The 20,184-nt window shown below is 40.7% G+C and carries 8 protein-coding genes and 1 pseudogene; all 9 read left to right on the top strand.

Translation table 11 applies throughout. The features are described 5' to 3' along the window. Positions 1 to 441 (top strand): DUF3899 domain-containing protein, encoded by a 441-nt coding sequence (locus ETP43_RS16495; RefSeq protein WP_129259694.1) that lies wholly within the window; start codon positions 1 to 3, stop codon positions 439 to 441. 3 nt (positions 442 to 444) lie between these two features. After that, the gene (locus tag ETP43_RS16490; RefSeq protein WP_129259693.1) at positions 445 to 10,221 is read left to right on the top strand and encodes an Ig-like domain repeat protein; all 9,777 of its coding nucleotides are present in this window, start codon (positions 445 to 447) and stop codon (positions 10,219 to 10,221) included. A gap of 120 nt (positions 10,222 to 10,341) precedes the next feature. Beyond that, on the top strand, positions 10,342 to 11,421 hold the full coding sequence (locus tag ETP43_RS16485; protein WP_129259692.1) for an HD-GYP domain-containing protein: 1,080 nt from the start codon (positions 10,342 to 10,344) through the stop codon (positions 11,419 to 11,421). Between the two features lie 493 nt (positions 11,422 to 11,914). Continuing rightward, positions 11,915 to 13,342 (top strand): hypothetical protein, encoded by a 1,428-nt coding sequence (locus ETP43_RS16480; protein WP_129259691.1) that lies wholly within the window; start codon positions 11,915 to 11,917, stop codon positions 13,340 to 13,342. Positions 13,343 to 13,354: 12 nt separating this feature from the next. Continuing rightward, a pseudogene (locus ETP43_RS17835) lies at positions 13,355 to 15,268 on the top strand (VirD4-like conjugal transfer protein, CD1115 family); the annotation flags it as partial. A 513-nt stretch (positions 15,269 to 15,781) separates the two neighbouring features. Continuing rightward, positions 15,782 to 16,132 (top strand): hypothetical protein, encoded by a 351-nt coding sequence (locus ETP43_RS16470; protein WP_129259689.1) that lies wholly within the window; start codon positions 15,782 to 15,784, stop codon positions 16,130 to 16,132. A gap of 94 nt (positions 16,133 to 16,226) precedes the next feature. Then, complete coding sequence (locus tag ETP43_RS16465; protein ID WP_129259688.1) at positions 16,227 to 17,339, top strand: hypothetical protein; 1,113 nt, start codon at positions 16,227 to 16,229, stop codon at positions 17,337 to 17,339. A gap of 11 nt (positions 17,340 to 17,350) precedes the next feature. Next, positions 17,351 to 17,725, top strand: a complete 375-nt coding sequence (locus ETP43_RS16460) for a PrgI family protein (RefSeq protein ID WP_129259687.1) — start codon at positions 17,351 to 17,353, stop codon at positions 17,723 to 17,725. A 13-nt stretch (positions 17,726 to 17,738) separates the two neighbouring features. Next, positions 17,739 to 20,165 carry a VirB4-like conjugal transfer ATPase, CD1110 family gene (locus tag ETP43_RS16455; RefSeq protein WP_129259686.1) on the top strand — a complete coding sequence of 809 codons (2,427 nt, stop codon included), beginning with the start codon at positions 17,739 to 17,741 and terminating at the stop codon, positions 20,163 to 20,165. Positions 20,166 to 20,184: the final 19 nt, after the last annotated feature.

Genomic DNA, 20,184 nt, shown 5'->3' with positions numbered 1-20,184 from the left:
ATGTCAGATGCGCAGAAAGCTCAGCTTTTACAGAATATCTCTTTGGTGCTGGCCGTACTGGGAATCTTGCTGGTCATTGTAGCAATCTTGCTATTGATTAGTGCAAACGGCGGGTTTTCCGGCGTCAGGGAAGTATGGAGAAAAAGACGACAAAACCTGGGGGTAAAAGGAAACGCAGGAGAAAAGAGATCCGAAAGAAAGCAAAAAGCTGATCATAAAAAGCGACAGAAGAGTACAGAAAAAGCTGGGGAATCCCATACACAGCCATTAACGGCAAAAACAAAGAAAGAAAAGGAAGCCGTCTTAGATGAACATGATCAGACTGAAAAGGGAACCGACGGAGATGAAACAACGGCCTTAAAAAATCCCGTGAAGCAGAAACAGTTTACGATTATAGAAATAATTCTGTATACACATGATGAAAAAACAAAGGAGGAATAAAGTTTGGAACGTATCAAACGAATGCTCGCCATGTTTTTAAGTATCCTGATGGTTTTTACCATTGTGCCGGTACAAAACTTTGTATGGGCGATGCCGAATACAGGTATTACCTTTATCCTGACCGAGGATGGAGGAAACAAGGTAATACCGGAATCATATGAACTCACGATCAGTACAGATCCAGATGGAAAGAGCATCCTGAACGGAGCGGTCACTGCAAAGGAAAATACGTTGGTATTTACGCCAGAAACAGGAATAATGGAGGGTACAACTTATTACTATACCCTTCAGGAATCTGGATACAAAAAATATACTGGAACTTTTGACGGTGTTGAGCATGCGCTCACTGTGCAGCTGACTACAAAAGATAAACTGCCGGATTTGGATTCAGCACCATTAACGCTTACTTATGGAGATGTAGCAATGAGTCTGAAGGAATATCTAGTACTTCCGGAAGATTATGAAGGAGTTCCTACCTATTATATATCAGAAGGAGAATCCGTACTCTCTCTGGTGGATGATCAGCTCGCTCCTTTAAAAGCTGGAACAGCCATGGTCCATGTGACACTTCCGGAAACCGATACATATGTGGGAATAGAAGGGGATATCCAGGTAATTGTTGAAAAGAAAGACCTTGGGACATTGACAAAAGAGGACGTTGTATTTGAACCGGTAGCATTTACCTATGATGGAACAACACAAAGAACAGTTAACGGCTGTGTCACTTCAAAGCTTTTGGAGAAAGGAGACACCCTTTCCGTGACGGCTCTGGCCACTGCACCCGCTGCCGATACTGGTTCCTACGATGCTGCAGTAACAGGTATCCAGATGCTAGATAATGAGAAATATACCGCCTCCTTTGAGGAAAGTGGCGCAACTGTAAAAATGGATATCCAGACGTGTCCGGTAAATGTAACTTTTGATAAGGTATCCGTTGTGTATGGTTCCTTGGACTGGTACAAGTTAAAAAGAGGTTCCTATGACACTTTCTTTAGTAAGGAGCGATTAAAAGAACTTCTGCACGCAGAAAGCAACCTTCCGGAATCTACACAGAAGGAAGTCACTGCATCTATGTTGAATGCTGCAAAGATACAGGTGGATGATGAAAAAATCACAGATACTTCCTATACCGTAGGAACTTATGAAGGAATGATTCATCTTTCTTTTAATCCGGATTTAAGTGGAAATTTCCAGTTTCAGACAGGCACGGATCCGTCTTTAAGCATCACCACGGAAACGACAACCGACGATGCTGCGCTCTGGGATAAAATTGAGATCAAAGAAAAAAGTAAAAGTGGAAGTTATACAGATAAAAACACAACCTATCTTTCCAGGGACGGTTATGTGACCTATCAGGTAAAAGAGGATGGTCCGTATGATTCTGTAGCCATTAAGATCAATGGAGAGTATTCCGATACCGTAACAGGCACGGAAAACAGTGGCTCCCTTACTGGAACTTTCTACTTGTATAATAGCAAAGATCCGAAAACAAGAACGGATGCAGACCCGAAAGAGGAGGGAGAACAGGATAACGTTATTCCTAAAGATGTACTGGCAGTCGATGCAGATGGACCGACAGTAAAGATGAATGGAGAGGAGAGTAGTCCTCTTGGAGAACAAACAGGAGAAGATCTTAACTTTACAACGCTGGTCGGATCTGAAAATCCGTCCATGGCAGGAACTTACGAGGATATCGTTAGCGGAATGGGCCAGTCCTTTTATACCGTTCTTGCATATGATGCACAAGAAGACGGAAAAACATTAAAAGAAAAAGCCGAGGAACTTGCTACCACAGAATGGAAGAGTGGGGAAGCTTTCGATTTAGACAAGGTACAAGACGACGGCTATTATGTGGTACTGGCAAAGGCACAAGACCGAGTGGGAAATACTTCCTATCATGCCTGGGGATTTGTCAAGGATACACAAGCACCGAACATTGCAGTCCGTGGTCTTAGCGAAGGCGAATCTTATGCTACAGATGTTGACTATGAACTGGAGGTATCCGATCTTTCAAAGGCCGTAAGTGGTCTGTCACAGATCATAGTTTCAGTAACTGCAGATGGTAAAACACAGGATCCAAAAGAAACGGAAAGTACCGTTTACACAGACTCCTTTCAGTTAACGCAAGAAGAGATCAATGCACTTGTAGGGACAGACAATGTAAATCCTTCAAACCGGGAGGAACTTGGAAAGTCTGTTATCCTGCCATGCCGTATTTCAAAAGATTGGAATGTTTCCGGTGTAAAGGTAAGGATACAGGCACAAGACCGGATAGGCAACCAGGCTTTTCAAGAGTATCAGATCCATATCGATACAGATGCACCCCAAGTCCTTGTGTCCTATGATAACAACAATGTAAAAAACGAAAGCTATTTTAATAAAGAAAGAACCGCGACCGTTCAAATCACGGAACGTTCTTACGAAGAAAGGAATCTCAGTTTTTGCATCGGTATCGATGGGATCGTGCAGAACTACACCATTTCCGATATTGAAAAAAATCTGGCAGATGGCGTGACACTTGTAAAGAAAGACCGGAAGAAGGACACTTATGTATTAAGATTTGGAGAAAAAAAGACGACCGATCATGATTACACCTTTGATGTATCGCTTACTGATACAGCAGGAAATCCTTCCCGTCCGGTGAACTTTACCGAAGAAACCAGAGCCGGTGCAGCTTTTACAATTGATAAGGTTCCAGTAAAAGCTTCATTAACCTTCCAGACAGCAGATGGAAAAGAACTTGCAGTATCCGATCAGGAACTGTATATAAACCAGCAGGTGCAGGCGTCGATAAACATTGAAGAGAGAAATTATGATACTGCCGGTGTAGAAGTGGAAGTATCCCAGACAGATGCAGCTGGTAATGTCGTAGAAGCTTACGATGTCAAAGAACTCCAAAAAGTGCTAACGGAAGAAGGACTTAACCAGCAGAAAGTAAATGGAAGCTATAACCTTCCGGTTTTTACCGGAGACGCAAATTATCTGGTATCCATAAAAATGACAGATAAAGCTGGAAATATGACGACCGTAGCGGATAAGCGTTTTACGGTGGATCAGACTGCTCCAACCGGAAGTCTTCTGATACAGAATGGTAAGACAAGCAGCAACTATACGAAAAAAAATACGACTGCCAGTTTTCAGTACATTGGAAAAGATAAGGTGACAGTCGACCAGGCAGCAGTAGATACAACTTCCGGAATCGATACCGTAGCATACTATCTGTATGTTCCGGATATAGATGCACATGGAGAGTTTGAAATCCCGGATGCAGAAACTTTTGCTTTAGATGTATGGAAAAAATGGCCAGGAAGTTTATGGATCGATAGCGAAAGTCAGAGTATTGTTTATTTAAAGATTACGGATAAAGCCGGAAATAGTACCTATATCAACGCCAATGACGGTATCATCATTGATAAGACAGCTACCGAAAAACCAGAGATCATGCTGGATACTGAAAAAACGGATGCACTTTTTAACAGTGATGTAGCATTTACTTTTACGGTTACAGATATGGTCTCTAATGGCACCTATGCCGGACTTAAGGAAGTCACTTATGAAGTAGTAAAAGACGAAGAGGTAACACAAAGCGAGACATACCGGTTTGAGGATAAAACAGCAAGGGTGAAATCGACAAGCAAAAGTGCGACAGTAAGTGCAGCTTTGAATCACAGCGATCATGTTACCATACGTGTGACAGCTACTGACTACGCCGGAAATACTTCTTCAGTAGAAAAAAATCTGAAGATTGATACCGATGCACCAAAAGTTCTGGTTTCCTATGACAATAATGATGTAAAAAACGGAAGCTACTTTAACAGGAAGAGAACTGCCACAGTACAGATTACCGAGCATTCCTACGAGGAAAAATTGCTGGTACTCTCTATTGGCATTGACGGAGAAGTACAGGAGTATGCATTATCGGATCTGAAAGATGGAAAAGTATCAGATGTGACGTTCCTTGAAGAAAACACAGATGGTGATACCATCACTTACCGTATTGTTTTTGGGGATGGTGATACTATAGATCATGATTATACATTCGATGTATCTCTTACGGACAAGGCTGGAAATGTATCCCTACCAGTTGATTTTTCAGATGATACGAAAGCAGGTGCAGCGTTCACGATTGATATGGTACCAGTCCAGGCGTCTTTACAATTTCAGACAGAAGATGGAAAAAAACTTGCGATATCTGATCAGGAACTGTATGTAAACCAGCAGGTATTGGCGTCAATAAGTATCAAAGAGAGAAATTATGATGGTGTCCGTGCATCAGTAGAACTCATCCAGACAGATGGAAGCAACAATCCGGTGGCAGCATATGATAAGGCAGCATTGTTAAAAATCCTTACAGACAAACCACAGGACATAGATAAAACATATGACCTGCCTATCTTTACCCAGGATGCAAATTATCTTTTATCTATCCAGTTGACAGATAAAGCAGGAAACGTGACAACCGTTGAGAAGAAACGTTTCACCGTGGATCAGACAGCACCAACTGGAAGTATTTCTATCCAGGCAGGGGAGACCAGCGGCACGTATACAAAGAATAATACGTCGGCGAATTTCTGGCATATTGTCAACCATGATGTAGTAATCGATCGGGAAGCAGCAGATGTGACTTCCGGAGTAGAAAGTGTGGAATATTACTTGTACCAGCCCAAAACAGATGCTCACGGTTACTTTCAGGTTCCGCAGGGAGAATCCTTTGATGCAGATGTGTGGAAAGAGTGGCCAGGAAAGCTTACCCTGGATCCAGAAGGACAGTGCATCGTTTATTTAAAGATCACAGACAAGGCAAAAAACAGTACTTATATTTATGCGAAAGACGGCATTATCATTGATAAGACTGCTACAGATAAACCAGAGATCACGCTGGATACCGGAACAGATGATACGATCTTTAACCAGGATGTACCATTTACCTTCACGGTGACGGATCCGGTATCTAATGGCACTTATGCCGGATTAAAGTCTGTTACTTGTGAAATCTTAAATAACAATGAAGTGACACAAAGCGAGACATACCGGTTCGAGGATAAAACAGCAAGAGTACAGTCAACCAGTCGCAGCGAAACGGTTCTATCAAAAATAAACAACGGTGACCAGGTAACAGTACGCGTTTCAGCGATTGATTATGCGGGCAATCACACGATGGCAGAAAAAAAACTGAAGATCGATATTGATGCACCGAAAGTTCAGGTTTCTTATGACAACAATGCAGTCAGAAATGGAAGCTACTTTAACAAGCAGAGAACTGCCACGGTACAGATCACGGAACATTCTTATGATGAAGAATTGTTGGTATTCTCTGTCGGTGTTGATGGAAAAGTCCAGGAGTATTCAGTGTCCGATCTGAAAAAGGGAAAAGCAAAGATTTTCGGTGTGACATTCTTAGGCCGGAACGATGGGGAAGACACCATAACTTATCGCATTGCATTTGCCGAAAAACTGGCCATTGACCATGATTATACCTTTGACGTTTCGCTTACCGATAAAGCTGGGAATCCATCGGAGCCGGTAGCATTTGCATCCGGAACAAAAGCCGGGGAGGCATTTACCATAGACATGGTTCCGATCCAGGCAGGACTGGATTTTAAAACAGCAGATGGAAAGAAGCTGTCAGTCTCTGACGACGATCTATATCTGAATCAGCAAGTCCTGGCATCTGTATATGTCAACGAGAGAAACTATGATGCTTCTGGTATAAAAGCAGAAGTCGTGCAGACAGATGGAAGGGGAAATACTGTAGCTGCCTACGATAAAAATGCCCTGCTTCAGGTGCTTACAGGCAAACAGTTAGAACAGGAAAAAGTAGATGGAAACTTTGAACTTCCAGCCTTTGCAAACGATGCAAACTATCTGGTGTCCCTGAAAATGACGGATAAAGCCGGAAATGTTACGACTATAGAGAATAAACGGTTCACAGTTGACCGGACAGCTCCAACCGGAAACGTTATGATCAAGGCAGGAGAGAGCAATGGTGTCTATATGGGAAACAGTGGGACAGCGAGCTTCCAGCATATTGTCAGCCATGAGGTTAGCATTGACCGGGAAGCGGCAGATGTGACTTCCGGAGTCGAAAGTGTGGAATATTATCTGTATACACCAAAAGAGGATGCCCATGGAGAATTTGAGATTCCAAATGCAGAAACAATCAGGAAAAGCAAATGGAAAGAATGGCAAGGAAAGCTTACCCTGGATCCGGAAGGACAGTACATCGTTTACTTAAAAATCACGGATAAAGCCGGAAACATCACCTATATTAATGCCAATGACGGAATCATCATTGACAAAACAGCTCCAAAAAAACCGTCAATCACTCTGGATATTGGCACAGAGGATACGATTTTCAACCAGGATGTGCCATTTACCTTTGCCGTAACGGATCCAGCATCCAATGGAACGTATGCAGGACTAAAATCCGTCACTTTTGAAGTGTTAAACAATGGAATTGTCACACAGACCGGAACCTACCGGTTTGAAGACAAAGCTGAGAGAGTAGGTTCAGTCAGCTATTGTGAAACGATTCTTGCAAAAAGGAATAACAGTGACAAGGTAACGATCCGTGTAACAGCAGTGGATTACGCAGGTCATGTATCAACGGCGGAAAAGAATCTGAAGATCGATATCGACAATCCGAAAGTTTCGATAGCTTATGATAATAACGATGTAAAAAATGCCGTATACTTTAACAAGGCAAGAACAGCAACCGTGCAGATCACAGAACGTTCCTATCAGGAAGACCTTCTGGCATTTACAGTTGGTATTAATGGAAAAGAGAAGGATTATTCTGTTTCTGAACTCCAGAAAGGAAACGTTGCCGGTGTAACACTTTTTGATAAGAAGGAAACAGAAGAAGGGATCATCTATCGGCTTTCTTTTGGAGACGAGACAGCAAAAGACCAGGATTACACACTGGATGTTTCTCTTAAGGATAAAGCCGGAAACTATTCCGACCCCGTAAGCTTTGTGACAGGCACAAAGGCAGGTGCTACATTTACGGTTGACATGATCCCGATTCAGGCTGAGTTAATGTTTAAGACTGCAGATGGCGAAGATATTTCCATATCCAATCAGGAACGATATCTCAATCAGCAGGTAATGGCATCAATTAGCATTAGAGAGAGAAATTATGATGCAGCTGGAGTAGAAGTAGAAGTCGTGCAGATGGATGCGAATGGAAATACAGTGGCCGCATATGATCAGACAGCATTACGAAATATCTTAAGTGATAGACGATTAGAGCAGCAGGAAGTTCATGGTGTATATGATCTTCCAAACTTTACAAATGATGCAAACTATCTGGTATCCTTGAAAATGACAGATAAAGCTGGAAATGTTACAGCCATAAACAACAAGAGATTCACTGTTGACCAGACAGCACCAACTGGAAACATTTCCATTCAGGCACAGGAGACAAGTGGTACTTACACAGGAACTTCCAAAACGGCAAGTTTCCAGCACGTTGTGAAACATAGAGTAACTATTGACCGTACTGTGACAGATGTTACCTCCGGTGTTCAGAGTGTACAATATTATATATACACGCCTTCCGAAGATGCACATGGGGAATTCGAGATTCCTGATGCCGGCTCTTTTGGCACAGATGCCTGGAGAAATTGGAGTGACAGTATTTATCTGGATAACGAAAGCCAGAGTATCATCTACTTAAAAGTTACAGATAAAGCCGGAAATATTACCTATATTAATTCCAGGGACGGAGTGATCGTTGACAAAACTGCTCCGGAAAAACCCGTGATTACTTTACAGACTGGAAATGAAAACACTGTATTTTCCGGTGATGTTCCGTTTTCTTTCTCTGTTACGGATCCTGTTTCTGGAGGCACCTATGCAGGACTGCAGACAGTAACATGTGAAGTAATAAAAGATGGAATCGTAACGCAGAGTAACACGTACCGTTTTGATTCGAAAGCTTCCAGGGTAAAGGCGGCCAGTCATAATGAGACCGTGATCGCTGCAAGAAACAACAGCAATCATGTGACAATCCGTGTGACTGCAGTTGATCAGGCAGGAAATATAGTATCAGCGGAAAAACAGTTAAAAATCGATATCACAGCTCCGAAAATAGAGCTCTCTTACGATAAGACCACAGAGAATTCATATTACAATGGAGACAGGACGGCAACCATCCGTGTGTATGAGCGAAACTTTGATCCGGCGGACTTTACTTTCGATGTAAAGAGTGCTTTGGGAAATACCGCCACTATCCGTGGGTGGTCCCTGGCGTCAAACATGGGAGAGAGTGATGAAGCAGTATCAACAGCCACGGTTGTCTTTGCGCAGGATGATACCTATACGGTAACAGCCTCTATGAAAGACTTGGCAGGAAACGCGGTCACTCTAGGACGGACCGATCAGTTCACGATCGATCAGACTAGGCCGGTTGTGCAGGTATCCTTTGATAAAGGAAGCCCTGTAAATGGACGTTATTACAATACTACGCGTACTGCAACGATCACTGTCATGGATCGGAACTTTGATAAGGACTCTTTTCAGCTTTCCATAAAAGCCGAGGCAGAAGGAAAGGACATCCAGGCACCTTCTATCAGTGGATGGAGCGAGCAGCAGGATGTGCACAAGACAACCATTCAGTTCCAGAAAGATGGAGATTACAGTTTTACCTGTATGACGAAAGACCTTGCAGGAAATATGTCAGAAACAGAAGAGGTTGGCTTGTTTACCATTGATACGACAGCTCCGGAGCTTAGTTTTGGAGGAATCGAAGATAAAACCGCTTACAATTCAGAAGTACACCCGAATATCTCCTATACAGATATAAATGCCGGACCAAGAGAGAATCTGGTGATCACTCTGGAAGGTGCAAGACATGAGAGAAAAACGGTTTTAGGAACATATGAAGCACTTTCTAACGGCGGAAGACTTTTTATGAAGGACTTCGATAAAGAACGTTCCGAAGATGATGTGTATACGCTGACGGCAGCATTTACAGATCTGGCCGGAAATAAAACCGAAAAGAGCATTACGTTCTCCATCAACCGGTTTGGATCCAATTTTACGTTTAATTCCTCAACAAAACAGATCCTGGATACTTATTATCTGAAGAATGGAAAGGATTTGATGGTATATGAGACGAACGTGGATTCCCTTATTCATAAAGAGATTACAATGGGATTTGAAGGAAAGACCACTACTTTAAGAGAGGGAACGGATTATCAGGTAACAGAAAGCAGTGATCATGGATGGAAGGTTTATACCTATACCATCAAAGCTGCTACCTTTGAAAAAGAAGGTATCTATGAGATCGTGATCACTTCAACAGATGCAGCCGGAAATACACAGGATAATAAGTTGAAGGAATCACCAATCCGACTGGTAGTAGACAAGACACCACCAAGTGCGATCATCACTGGTATCGAAAACAAAGCCCGGTACAACATGACAAAGAAAGATGCAACGATCAAGTTTACAGACAACTATCAGGTAGAGCATGCAGATATTTATATCAATGGAAAAGTGGTAGAAAACTTGGATATGCAGCAACTTGAGGACATAGATGGATTTTATACCCTTACCATAAAAGAGGCAGATTCTTTCCAGGATATTCTTGTAAAAACTTATGATGCAGCCGGTAATGAAACAGAGTCTGAACCAATCAGTATCCTTGTTACAACGGATAAGTTTGCGCAGTTTTTCTATAACAGACCATTATTTATAGGTTCTATTATAGGGGGAGCAGTAATTATTGTCGGATTGTATTTTGTATTTATTGGTTTCAAAAGAAAAAGAAAATAAATAATTTAATGTTTCCATTGTGCGGAAATACCGTACAGTGGAGACATTACTTTATGAGAGAAGGAAATAAACATGAATTCAATACAAAACCCCTCATGGGTTGAGTTTACGAGGTAAATTATGCAACAAATAACAGCGACTGATCCACTTGAGAGAAATGAAGATCGTTTTGGAGAATTTTATGTGGTTTTAAAACTAGGTCTCAAAGAAAAAAGTTATGAATGTGTTTATTCACATAAACATGCTGTATATGAAGAAGTAAAAAAGGCTGAAAGCTACGACGAATTTATGAAAATGTACGTAGAAGAATACGTCCATGCAGATGATAAGGACAAAGTACTGCACTTTTTATTGAGTGATGGACTGACAGAAAATCTTGTCAATGGTTGTGCTGAAAAAGACATCATATATCGCAGGCTAAATGATAAAAAGGAAAAATCGTACATATGGATGAAAGCAAAGAAGTATGTGGATGTCAATGACGATACTGCGATTGTTACTTTACATAATCTTAAAAAAATTTATCATATGATGGTAAATATGAAAAAAGAATTAAAAAAAAGGGAAAAAGATCTGACGGACCATTACTGGAATATGGTGTCGTTATTATCGACCGTACTTGATCATAACAACCTAGTGGAAAGTGTTCAGCAAGATAATATGATCTTTTTCACAAAGCAGATATACCAACAGCTCCAGAAAGATTATCCGGAATATGGTATTGCTGATGAAGAAATCGAAGCAGTGTCACATTTAGCTCCTATCCATGATATTGGGAAAATAAGTGTTCCAATGGAAATTTTAAATAAAAAAGGAAAGCTATCAACGGAGGAAATGGATGTAGTAAAACATCATCCTCTGACAGGAGCAGAAATGACTAGAAGATTTCCTAAAGGTTTTACAACAGAGGTATTGAATGAATTTAGCTATGAAATTTGCAGACATCATCATGAACGATATGACGGTTCGGGGTATCCGGACGGCCTGATAGGAGATGAAATTCCCTTATGTGCACAGGTGGTAGGCCTTGCAGATGCATATGACGCTTTGATCAGTGTCCGCCCGTATAAAAGAAAAATGACACATGAAGAAGCTGTTCAGATGATCATCAATGGCGAATGCGGAGCATTCTCAGATTCATTACTACATTGCTTTCAAAAAGTAGCGATGCGGGAAGAATGGGTCTTGAAGGCAATCTAACCAATCTGCGTACCACAGGTAGCGTCTTCCAAAATGAAAATGTTGCAAGAAAAAGAGACGGACAATTGTTGTCTGTCTCTTTTTGAATAAAGGAGCAAGAGGTCAGTACCTTTGAAGAACATCTGCTCAAAATGTTTTTCAAATTTTTCATCAAATGATAGATTGGAACAACAGACAAATTGGGTTAATATCCCTACAGTATTACACATCTCTCGAACCTTTCTGATATCTGTTGTAAAAACTATACAGTGTCACACACTTCACATATCAAACCTCAAAAAGTATCTGTATAAGCAGTACTTAGTTCTTATTTTGAAGTCGATTTCATGGCAACACTATAGCGTTCTATTTAAAGTATGCCAGAGTGTCTAAGAAATCTATTGATTTTTTGTTATTACCTCAAACTTTTTTTAAAAATCTATTTTTTCTTTTTTCAGAGGTCGAATGGCATACTTAAAACGGAAATATAGATTGGGTTTTAAAGAGGTGAGATATGGCTTTTTTAACATCAAGTGAATTGTTTGACACGGTGTTTGGAATGGCGCCTAAAAACAAAGAAACAAAACAGTTTTTAACAAAACTTGCAGATTATTTACAAGGAAAACAGGCTTCTCCATTGGCGATAACAATGGGAAAACATATTGCAGCAGGTGGCACGATGGCTTCTTTTACCTGTAGGGAAGATTTATTTATGGATATTGCTGATGAATTATATGAATACGAAATTCCTTATGCACCGACTGCAACGAACGATGGAAAAACAGGTTTTATAGTAAGAAAGCAAGATGAAGAGCAAGCTATGCAGGTCTGCAAAGAAATGTTGCAGGTAAAAGGAAAATTCTGCCGAGTGCTAACAGGTGAAGACATCATAAAAAAGGTAGCAATTTCGAAGGAACAAGACAAAAGCTGTATTGCAGTGTATGGACTAACACCAGGTCAGGCACAGCTTATGAAGGATCGATTTGCCAAATACTTTGAACATGCGGAAATAGGGCTGGATCAGATGGAAGATGGAACTATGATGATCACTTTGCTTGCAAAAGATGCAGTCAAAAGAAATATTCGAAGTGCACCAGATCTTTGTACTGTTTATCTAGAGACGATTCTAGCCAGTACTGGACCGAATAGGATAAAAAATGAGGCATATGCAGAATTAAAGATTGCAATGCAGGATCGATTAGCAAAGGGATTTTATGATGGAAAAACAAATCTGAACAAAACTCCTTTGTGGATCGTCGGGTACGGAAGTCAATATATAACAATCACTGCAAATGGTTTTACGTATGGGAGAGCTGTCAGGAGAGGGGATGAGATTCAATTTATACCATATGAGCAGGCGGATACTACACAGCCAGATTATAAACAACTTCTGATATCGTACAGTAGCCGAATCCCATTTCCTATAGTTACTTATAACAGTACAGAAGTGATCCATCATTTTCAACGTCAGACAGGGGAAGATATGGATGTTCTAGATGTATCGCCAAGTTCTCAGTATCGCGCTTATGCAAGGGGAGAAAAACTTCTGTCCAAACAGTTGGATCAGATGGTCACGAGAAAAATCCAGAATGATCAGATCATGAACATGGATGGACGACAAAATGAAAAATTCTTGCATTATATAGAAGCTTTGAAAGAGCTGTTAAAGGCTTTTATTCTGGGACGGATTCCGAAAGGATACGAACCGTCTGATGGAAAGATACTTCAGGATATTTTAAAAAAATACCAGATGGACGGAGAGATGTATGAACAGTCTTTGTTGGCGATACGAGATATTGAAGCTGTGACCATATCAGCCTCCATAGAACGAATTGCGGATGTAGAGAAGAAAATAGAAAAAGAGCGGGGCATGGAAGTAGCAAGAAAGCGGGAAGAAAAGAAGAACCGTGGACGTACTAAATCCACTTTAGAAAAAGAATAGAGGTGGATCATTGTGAACAAAAAGAAAAAAGAAACAATATTGATTTCCAGTGTGGTAGGGTTTATCAGTTATCTATTTGTTATCCTATGGTATATCCATTTGGCATTGGTTATGGAAGAAAATCCCAAATTGGAATTCATAGACGCATTGAACCTGTCTTTCGATGATCTGTTTACCAGACCGTTTACTATCTTCCCTTTACCAAATGATATTTTCTCAAAGATATTGCTATATACCCTGCTTTGTGGGCTTTTGATTTTTATGTTCTACGTGACACAGAAGGGAAAAGCGCATTATAACGTTGATAAAGTACAGGGTGATGCAGCGTGGATGAAATCCATGGACGATTACAATAAAAAATTCACGGATCCAATTGGAAAACCGACCAGTAATGGTCCTACAAATGTAATATTGTCCCAAGATATGCTACTGGCTATGGATAATGAGGCTACCAGACGAAATCTAAATGTCTTTGTTGTAGGTGGGTCTGGTGTAGGTAAGTCCTATAACTATGTGGGTCCGAATATCATGCAGGCAAACTCCTCGTTTGTTGTTACGGATCCTTCGGGAGGTTTGTATAAGCAGTATGGACATTATTTGGAGTACATGGGATATAACGTGAAATGTTTTAACCTGGATCATATGGACAGGGGAAATCATTATAATCCATTCCAATACATAGAAAATGACCAGGACATAGAGATCCTGGTGAATACGCTGATCAAGAACACAACACCGCCGGATCAAAAAGGTGGTGATCCGTTCTGGGAAAAATCTGAAACTGCTCTGCTGGTTGCGCTGATTGCATTTCTTTTTCATTATACAAAAAAAGAATGCCAATGTTTTACAAATGTAATGCGGTTGCTGAGAGCAGCAGAAGTAGATGAAAATGATTCAAACGCAAAGAGCCAGCTGGATCGAATGTTTGAAGATATTGAAGAACGATATACAGATTCTTTTGCTGCAAAGCAATATCGCACTTTTAAGATGGGAGCTGGAAAGACGTTAAAAAGTATCCTGATCTCCTGTGCGGTCCGTCTGCAGGCGTTTGACCTTGCTCCGGTAGCAGCTCTTACTAATACCGATGATCTGGATCTGGATTCTGTCGGAGATGAAAAAACCGCATTATTTGTTATCATCCCGACTGGAGATACTACTTTCCAGTTCCTTTCATCCATGATGTATTCTCAGCTGTTTCAACGGTTGTATCGCTACAGTGAAAATACAGCTGAGTTTTCCCAATGTATCATGGATGAAGATAAACAGATATGGAAAACGTTTCGTGCAGGAAGCCCGGAGGAGGTAAAAAGGGTTCGGAAAGAAGCCGAAGCGTTCTTTGAAAGAGCAAAAGACGGCATCATAAGGAAAAATGTGGATTATGAGTGGTGGGAGATACGAACGAACAGAAATGAACTAGTAGGATACCGGGGAACGAAAGAGGAAGCAGAAAAAGCACTGCAAAAGTTACGGGCAGGAAAAGTGATCAGTAACAGTGAACAGTCGAATAGCGGGCAAAGACTTCCTATCCATGTAAGGATGCTTCTCGATGAGTTCGCCAACACAGGAAAAATTCCACAGTTTTCAGAAAAAGTAGCAACCATCCGTAAATATGAGATCTCTGTTAATATTATCGTTCAGTCTTTGAGCCAGATGAAAAACCTGTATAAAGACGACTGGGAGACGATCACGGGCAACTGTGATAATACGGTTTATCTTGGTGGTGGTGCGGATACAGTCACGACAGAGTGGATCAGCAAGCTGTTAGGTAAAGAAACCCGAGTTGTCATGAATGTGAATTACTCTAAAGGAGGTGGAGGCCAGTCATTTAACAGAACGGGTGTAGAGCTTTATACACCATCGCAGTTAAGAACTATGCCTGAAGATGAGTGCATTGTAATACCGAAGTCGCTGAATGCCTTGAAGGGAAAAAAATTTGCTTCAGATAAGCATCCCAGACGTTCCCTGGTAAAAAAATTAAATAAGGAACGTGGTGCTTATATTTTCAATTCTCAGAAGGCGGCTGACCTGCTTTCAGAACACAAACTGAACGAGGAGATTATCACTGAAAAACATGGGAATAAAAAAGAACCGGATAAAGCGGTGTATGAAGCGAAAAATGAGGCAGAGCAGCAGAAAGCAGAAGAGTATCGCAATAATATGGATGTCAATGGAGAACCATTGGTTGGGAAACCACAAGATGTTCAGGGGAACGGTGATGGAATGGATCAGACATTGCCCCTTCAGACAGCAGAAGAAGCAGCAGGAAGTGTTGAAAAAACGCTAGATGCGAATGATAAAGTTTGGGGGCCGGACGAATTAATGTACACATCCGTTACTCCAGTTTGAAAAAATCCGAAAATCTTTAATGCTATGGCATACTTGAAGTATCGGAGCATTAATCCGCTTGTAAGAATACGTAATAGGAAAGGAGTTCATAGAATGAACAAAAAAGATGTAATGATTACAAATTATGAAACAAGAAAACGAACATGTATGTTATGTATGGCAATGGTCTGCGTATTTACCTGCATGTATACAGTTGCACCATTTGCTTTTGCAGATAATGGAGCTGCCATGATTAACGGGATTGTACAGATTGCGTCTAAGATTGCGCTGGTTGTTGGTGTTATCTTTGGTCTGATCGGTATCCTTAAATTCGCAGTCAGCCATGCAAATGAAGATGGTCCTGCCCAGCAGAAAGCAGCGATGATGATGGCAACCGCAGTAGTCCTTGGAATTTTAGGTGGAACGAAATTCCTTGGTATTGACTTTGCTAGCTGGTTAGGTTAACTCATTCAAATCACACACAGAAGGGGTGCCAGTACCATATGGCACCCTTTTTTAAGCAAAAGGAAAGGAGGCAGCTGTCACACAGCTATGATTTATGGAAAAAGCAGCAAATATTCAAGCCTGTGAGATGTCCTTTAAGAAACGAAAACGCGTGGTCTATACAGGACTGATTGCAATACTTATAGTATGTGCCGTCTGGTTCGCAATACCGTTTACCATGGCAAAGGAACTTACAAATCCAAATGACAAGTCGCAATGGTCTGATCTACATAAAACATATGATGACTATAAACAAACAGTGACGGATGAATTAACGGATGGTATGTTTAACTCCATTAATGCACTTTTTGGGAAATCGTTACCTTCTAACGCTAATATCGTAAACAGGAGCCTGTATACGATCAAATCAGGTATAGACTCTTCTCATCTATATACAAATGTTGCATCAGCATTAAAAGGATTGGCCATGTTTATTGTAGTTTTGTATTCTATGTTTCTCATGTTTGCCGAACTGCAGCGAGGAGATGGAAGTCTGGATATGTGGGCCAAGTGTTTTGTAACGGTCGGGATTGGATTGATGGTAGTTATGAACTGGGACGTGATCGTACGAGTGTTGGAGCAGCTTGGCCAGTACATAATGAATCGTGTAGGAAATATGATCAACACATCAGAAAACCTGGATGATATCCGAAACTGGGTAGATTCTACCTTTGGATGGGGGAAAAATGATATGAATGATTTGTCCTCATATACAGTGTTTCAGATGATAGATTATATCAATGCGGCATTGGAAAATGTAAAGATCAGTATAATGGCTGTTTTAAAAATGGTGGGTATGACGGTTGTTTTGATCCTTTTCGAACTGCCGTTAATGGCTGCGCGAGTTGTACTTTTGACTATTTTGATCGAGTTGTATGTAAGAAAAGCTTTCTTTCCATTAGCGATTGCGGATGTTTGCGGAAATGGTGCAAGAAGCCCAGGTATCGGATATATGAAAAAATTTGTTGCTCTTTATATCAGGATCACCATGTGTTATTTGATTGCGGCAACGGGAAATGTCATTGTAAATGCGATTATGGGTACAACTGCGGATGGATTTTTGGAAGGTATGCTAAAAATTGTCTGCATCTTTGTGACTTATATCACATGTGCAAAACTATATACAGCGACCTCCAGTATATCAAGTCATGTAGTTGGAATCGGCTAAGGAGAAGATAAATGGTAGAAGTAGAAATGACAAAAGATATTAGGGACTATGAACCTAAATTATTTGGTCTGGTAACAACTAGACAGATTATTGTTTTAAGTATCGGGATCGCATATGCAGCTCCAATTGCTTTGTTGATTCCAACAGACTTTGCAAATCAGTGTATGATCGCAGTTTTTTTGATGCTTCCGATGATCCTGATCGGGTGGGTATCCGTGTATGGAATGCGGATGGAAACTTTTGTGATCCAGGTAGTACGTTCCATGCTTCTTTCCCCTCGGCAAAGAAAGTATGAACGAATCGATAGTGCAGAATACTTAAAGGACGAAACAAAGGAAAAAAAGAAAAAGATCATAACATCCGAACAGTATCCAGCACATCGATAATAGGAGAATAGGAATGAGTACTTTAAATATATCAGATAGTTTATTAAAAAAATTCTCTGGATTTGTTAAAAAAAACAAACTTCCAAAAACTGTTCTGGAAAGCATTCCATATGAACAGGTATATGACAATGGAGTGATTGAAACAGAACCTGGCACTTTCACACGGGCTTATCTGTTAGAAGACGTCAATTTTAAAATTGCTCCGGAAGAACAGCAGCTTGCAATATTCCGTACCTATGGAATGTTTTTGAATTCCTTTCCGGAAAATGCGCAATTTCAGATCTTTATCCGGAACAAGCCTACGGACCGGCGTACTTTCTTAAACACAATCCGTTTTGAACCGCAAAAGGATGGCCTGAACAAATACCGGCAAGAGTTGAATACGATTCTTTTAGACAGGGTAGCTAAAGGAAGAAACAACCTTTCCCAGGAAAAAATGTGTGTAGTGTCTGTAAAAGATGATCACGTATCACACGCGATGCAGGTTTTGGATAGTATTGACAACGAGATCGATGCTTCCCTTCGTCGAATCCTTCCTGGAAGCCGGACAGTTCCCATGTCTTTAGAAGAAAGGCTTCGCAATCTGCAAAGTATTTATAATCAGGACGGATCAACTGTTTTTGAGAATTCGGTGGATAAAGATGGAAATCCGACATTTGATCTGCAGGAGATGTATAACACGGGAGGAACATCAAAAGAGGCAGTTGCACCATGCGGTATGAGCTTTAAGGGAAATCATTTTACAATAGGAGAAACCTTTGCAAGGACACTATATCTGCAGCGTGTGCCTACATGGCTTTCTACCGATTTTATGAATGACCTTACGGATATTCCGCATAGTCTGATGATCTCTGTGAATTATAATCCAATTGAACAGGCAGCTGCGTTAAAAAAGGTAAGGGATCATATGCTTTCCTTAAATGCAAGGATATCTGAAGCACAAAAGAAGGCAGGTCAGGAGGGATATTCTACACAGCTTATTTCTCCGGAATTGTACCGATCTCAGGAACAGACGACCACCTTGATGGAAGATATGGTAACGCGTGATCAGCGATTGTATTATGTGACTTTTACAGTTGTAGTTTTTGGTGAATCTTTACAACAGCTTGAAGAGGCTACCAGACTGGTAAAGAGTATCTCAAGAAAATATAATGCACCAATTCGTCCCTTGCTTTATCAGCAGGAAGTTGGTTTTAACTCTACGTTGCCATTATGTATCAATAAGTTATATGTAGACCGTATGTTAACAACAGAGTCCAGCTCCATCTTTCTGCCATACAGTTCCCAGGAACTCTTCCAGAAGAACGGTGTCTATTATGGACAGAACCGAATCACAAAAAGCGTTATTATGTACAACCGTTTAAGTGGAAGAAATTACAATGGATTAATCTTTGGAGAGTCTGGATCCGGTAAAAGTATGGCTGCGAAATCCGAGATCTACAATGTTCTCTTGAGAGGAAAAAATAATCAGATCTTTATCATCGATCCGGAAAATGAATATTCGCCAATGGTTAAGGCACTTGGTGGAGAGGTAATTGATCTTTCTACGAATTCAAAGAAATTTGTAAATCCGCTGGATATGGATATCAATTATGCAGGAGATAACGATTCCCTGACCATGAAAGCAAATTATATCATTAGTATGATTGAAATTATGTACGGAAGAGAAAGGACGATTGAGCCAAAAGAAAAATCCATTATTGACCGATGTGTAAAAAATATCTACATCGGATACCTGCAGCATATGGAACAACTTCGTGCCTCTGGAAATCCTGTCACCTGTGACAAGAGTGCAGCACCAACTCTTATGAATCTGTATAAAGAGCTGCAAAATCAGCCAGAACCGGAAGCAAAGAACATTGCAGATGTGATCGAGATCTATGCATCCGGATCCTTATCTACATTTTCACATCGTTCTAATGTAGAAACAAACGCACCGATTGTTGCATATAACATCAAGGATCTAGGTGGCGGAATGAAAGATCTTGGACTTTTCGTATGTTTGAACGATATCTGGAACAAGATGATCGAAAATGGAAGCAAAGGAAATGTCTGGACACACTTCTATATTGATGAATTCTATCTGTTGCTGCGTTCCAAGAGTGCATCTTCTTTCCTTATGGAAATATGGAAGAGAGCAAGGAAATGGAAAGGTGTACCAACAGGCATCATGCAAAATACAGAAGACTTGTTAAGAAGTGTGGACTCCAGAAATATCATTAATAACTCTTCTTTTATTATGATGATGTCTTTGGCAAAATTTGACAGGGATACGTTAGGAGAACTTTTGCAGATGTCAGATGCGCAGCTGGATTATGTGAATAATGCCGAACCTGGATGTGGTCTTATTTATAACGGAAAGACATGTCTGCCGTTTGATAACGTTTATCCGCGGGATTCTATGATCTATCAGCTGATCAACACGACGGCAGAAAACTAAAATGCATTTGAAAGAGAGT

Origin of the sequence: Blautia faecicola (genome assembly GCF_004123145.1) — a bacterium.
Lineage (GTDB): Bacteria > Bacillota > Clostridia > Lachnospirales > Lachnospiraceae > Oliverpabstia > Oliverpabstia faecicola.
Note: the sequence above shows the minus strand (reverse complement) of the source record. Positions and strands in the feature narration are given on the sequence as shown.

What these genes read in the sequence shown, in the direction of transcription:
- ETP43_RS16485 (WP_129259692.1), top strand. Translation starts at nt 10,342, where the DNA reads ATGCAACAAATAACAGCGACTGATCCACTTGAGAGAAATGAAGATCGT.
- ETP43_RS16480 (WP_129259691.1), top strand. Translation starts at nt 11,915, where the DNA reads ATGGCTTTTTTAACATCAAGTGAATTGTTTGACACGGTGTTTGGAATG.
- ETP43_RS16465 (WP_129259688.1), top strand. Translation starts at nt 16,227, where the DNA reads ATGGAAAAAGCAGCAAATATTCAAGCCTGTGAGATGTCCTTTAAGAAA.
- ETP43_RS16470 (WP_129259689.1), top strand. Translation starts at nt 15,782, where the DNA reads ATGAACAAAAAAGATGTAATGATTACAAATTATGAAACAAGAAAACGA.
- ETP43_RS16495 (WP_129259694.1), top strand. Translation starts at nt 1, where the DNA reads ATGTCAGATGCGCAGAAAGCTCAGCTTTTACAGAATATCTCTTTGGTG.
- ETP43_RS16460 (WP_129259687.1), top strand. Translation starts at nt 17,351, where the DNA reads ATGGTAGAAGTAGAAATGACAAAAGATATTAGGGACTATGAACCTAAA.
- ETP43_RS16455 (WP_129259686.1), top strand. Translation starts at nt 17,739, where the DNA reads ATGAGTACTTTAAATATATCAGATAGTTTATTAAAAAAATTCTCTGGA.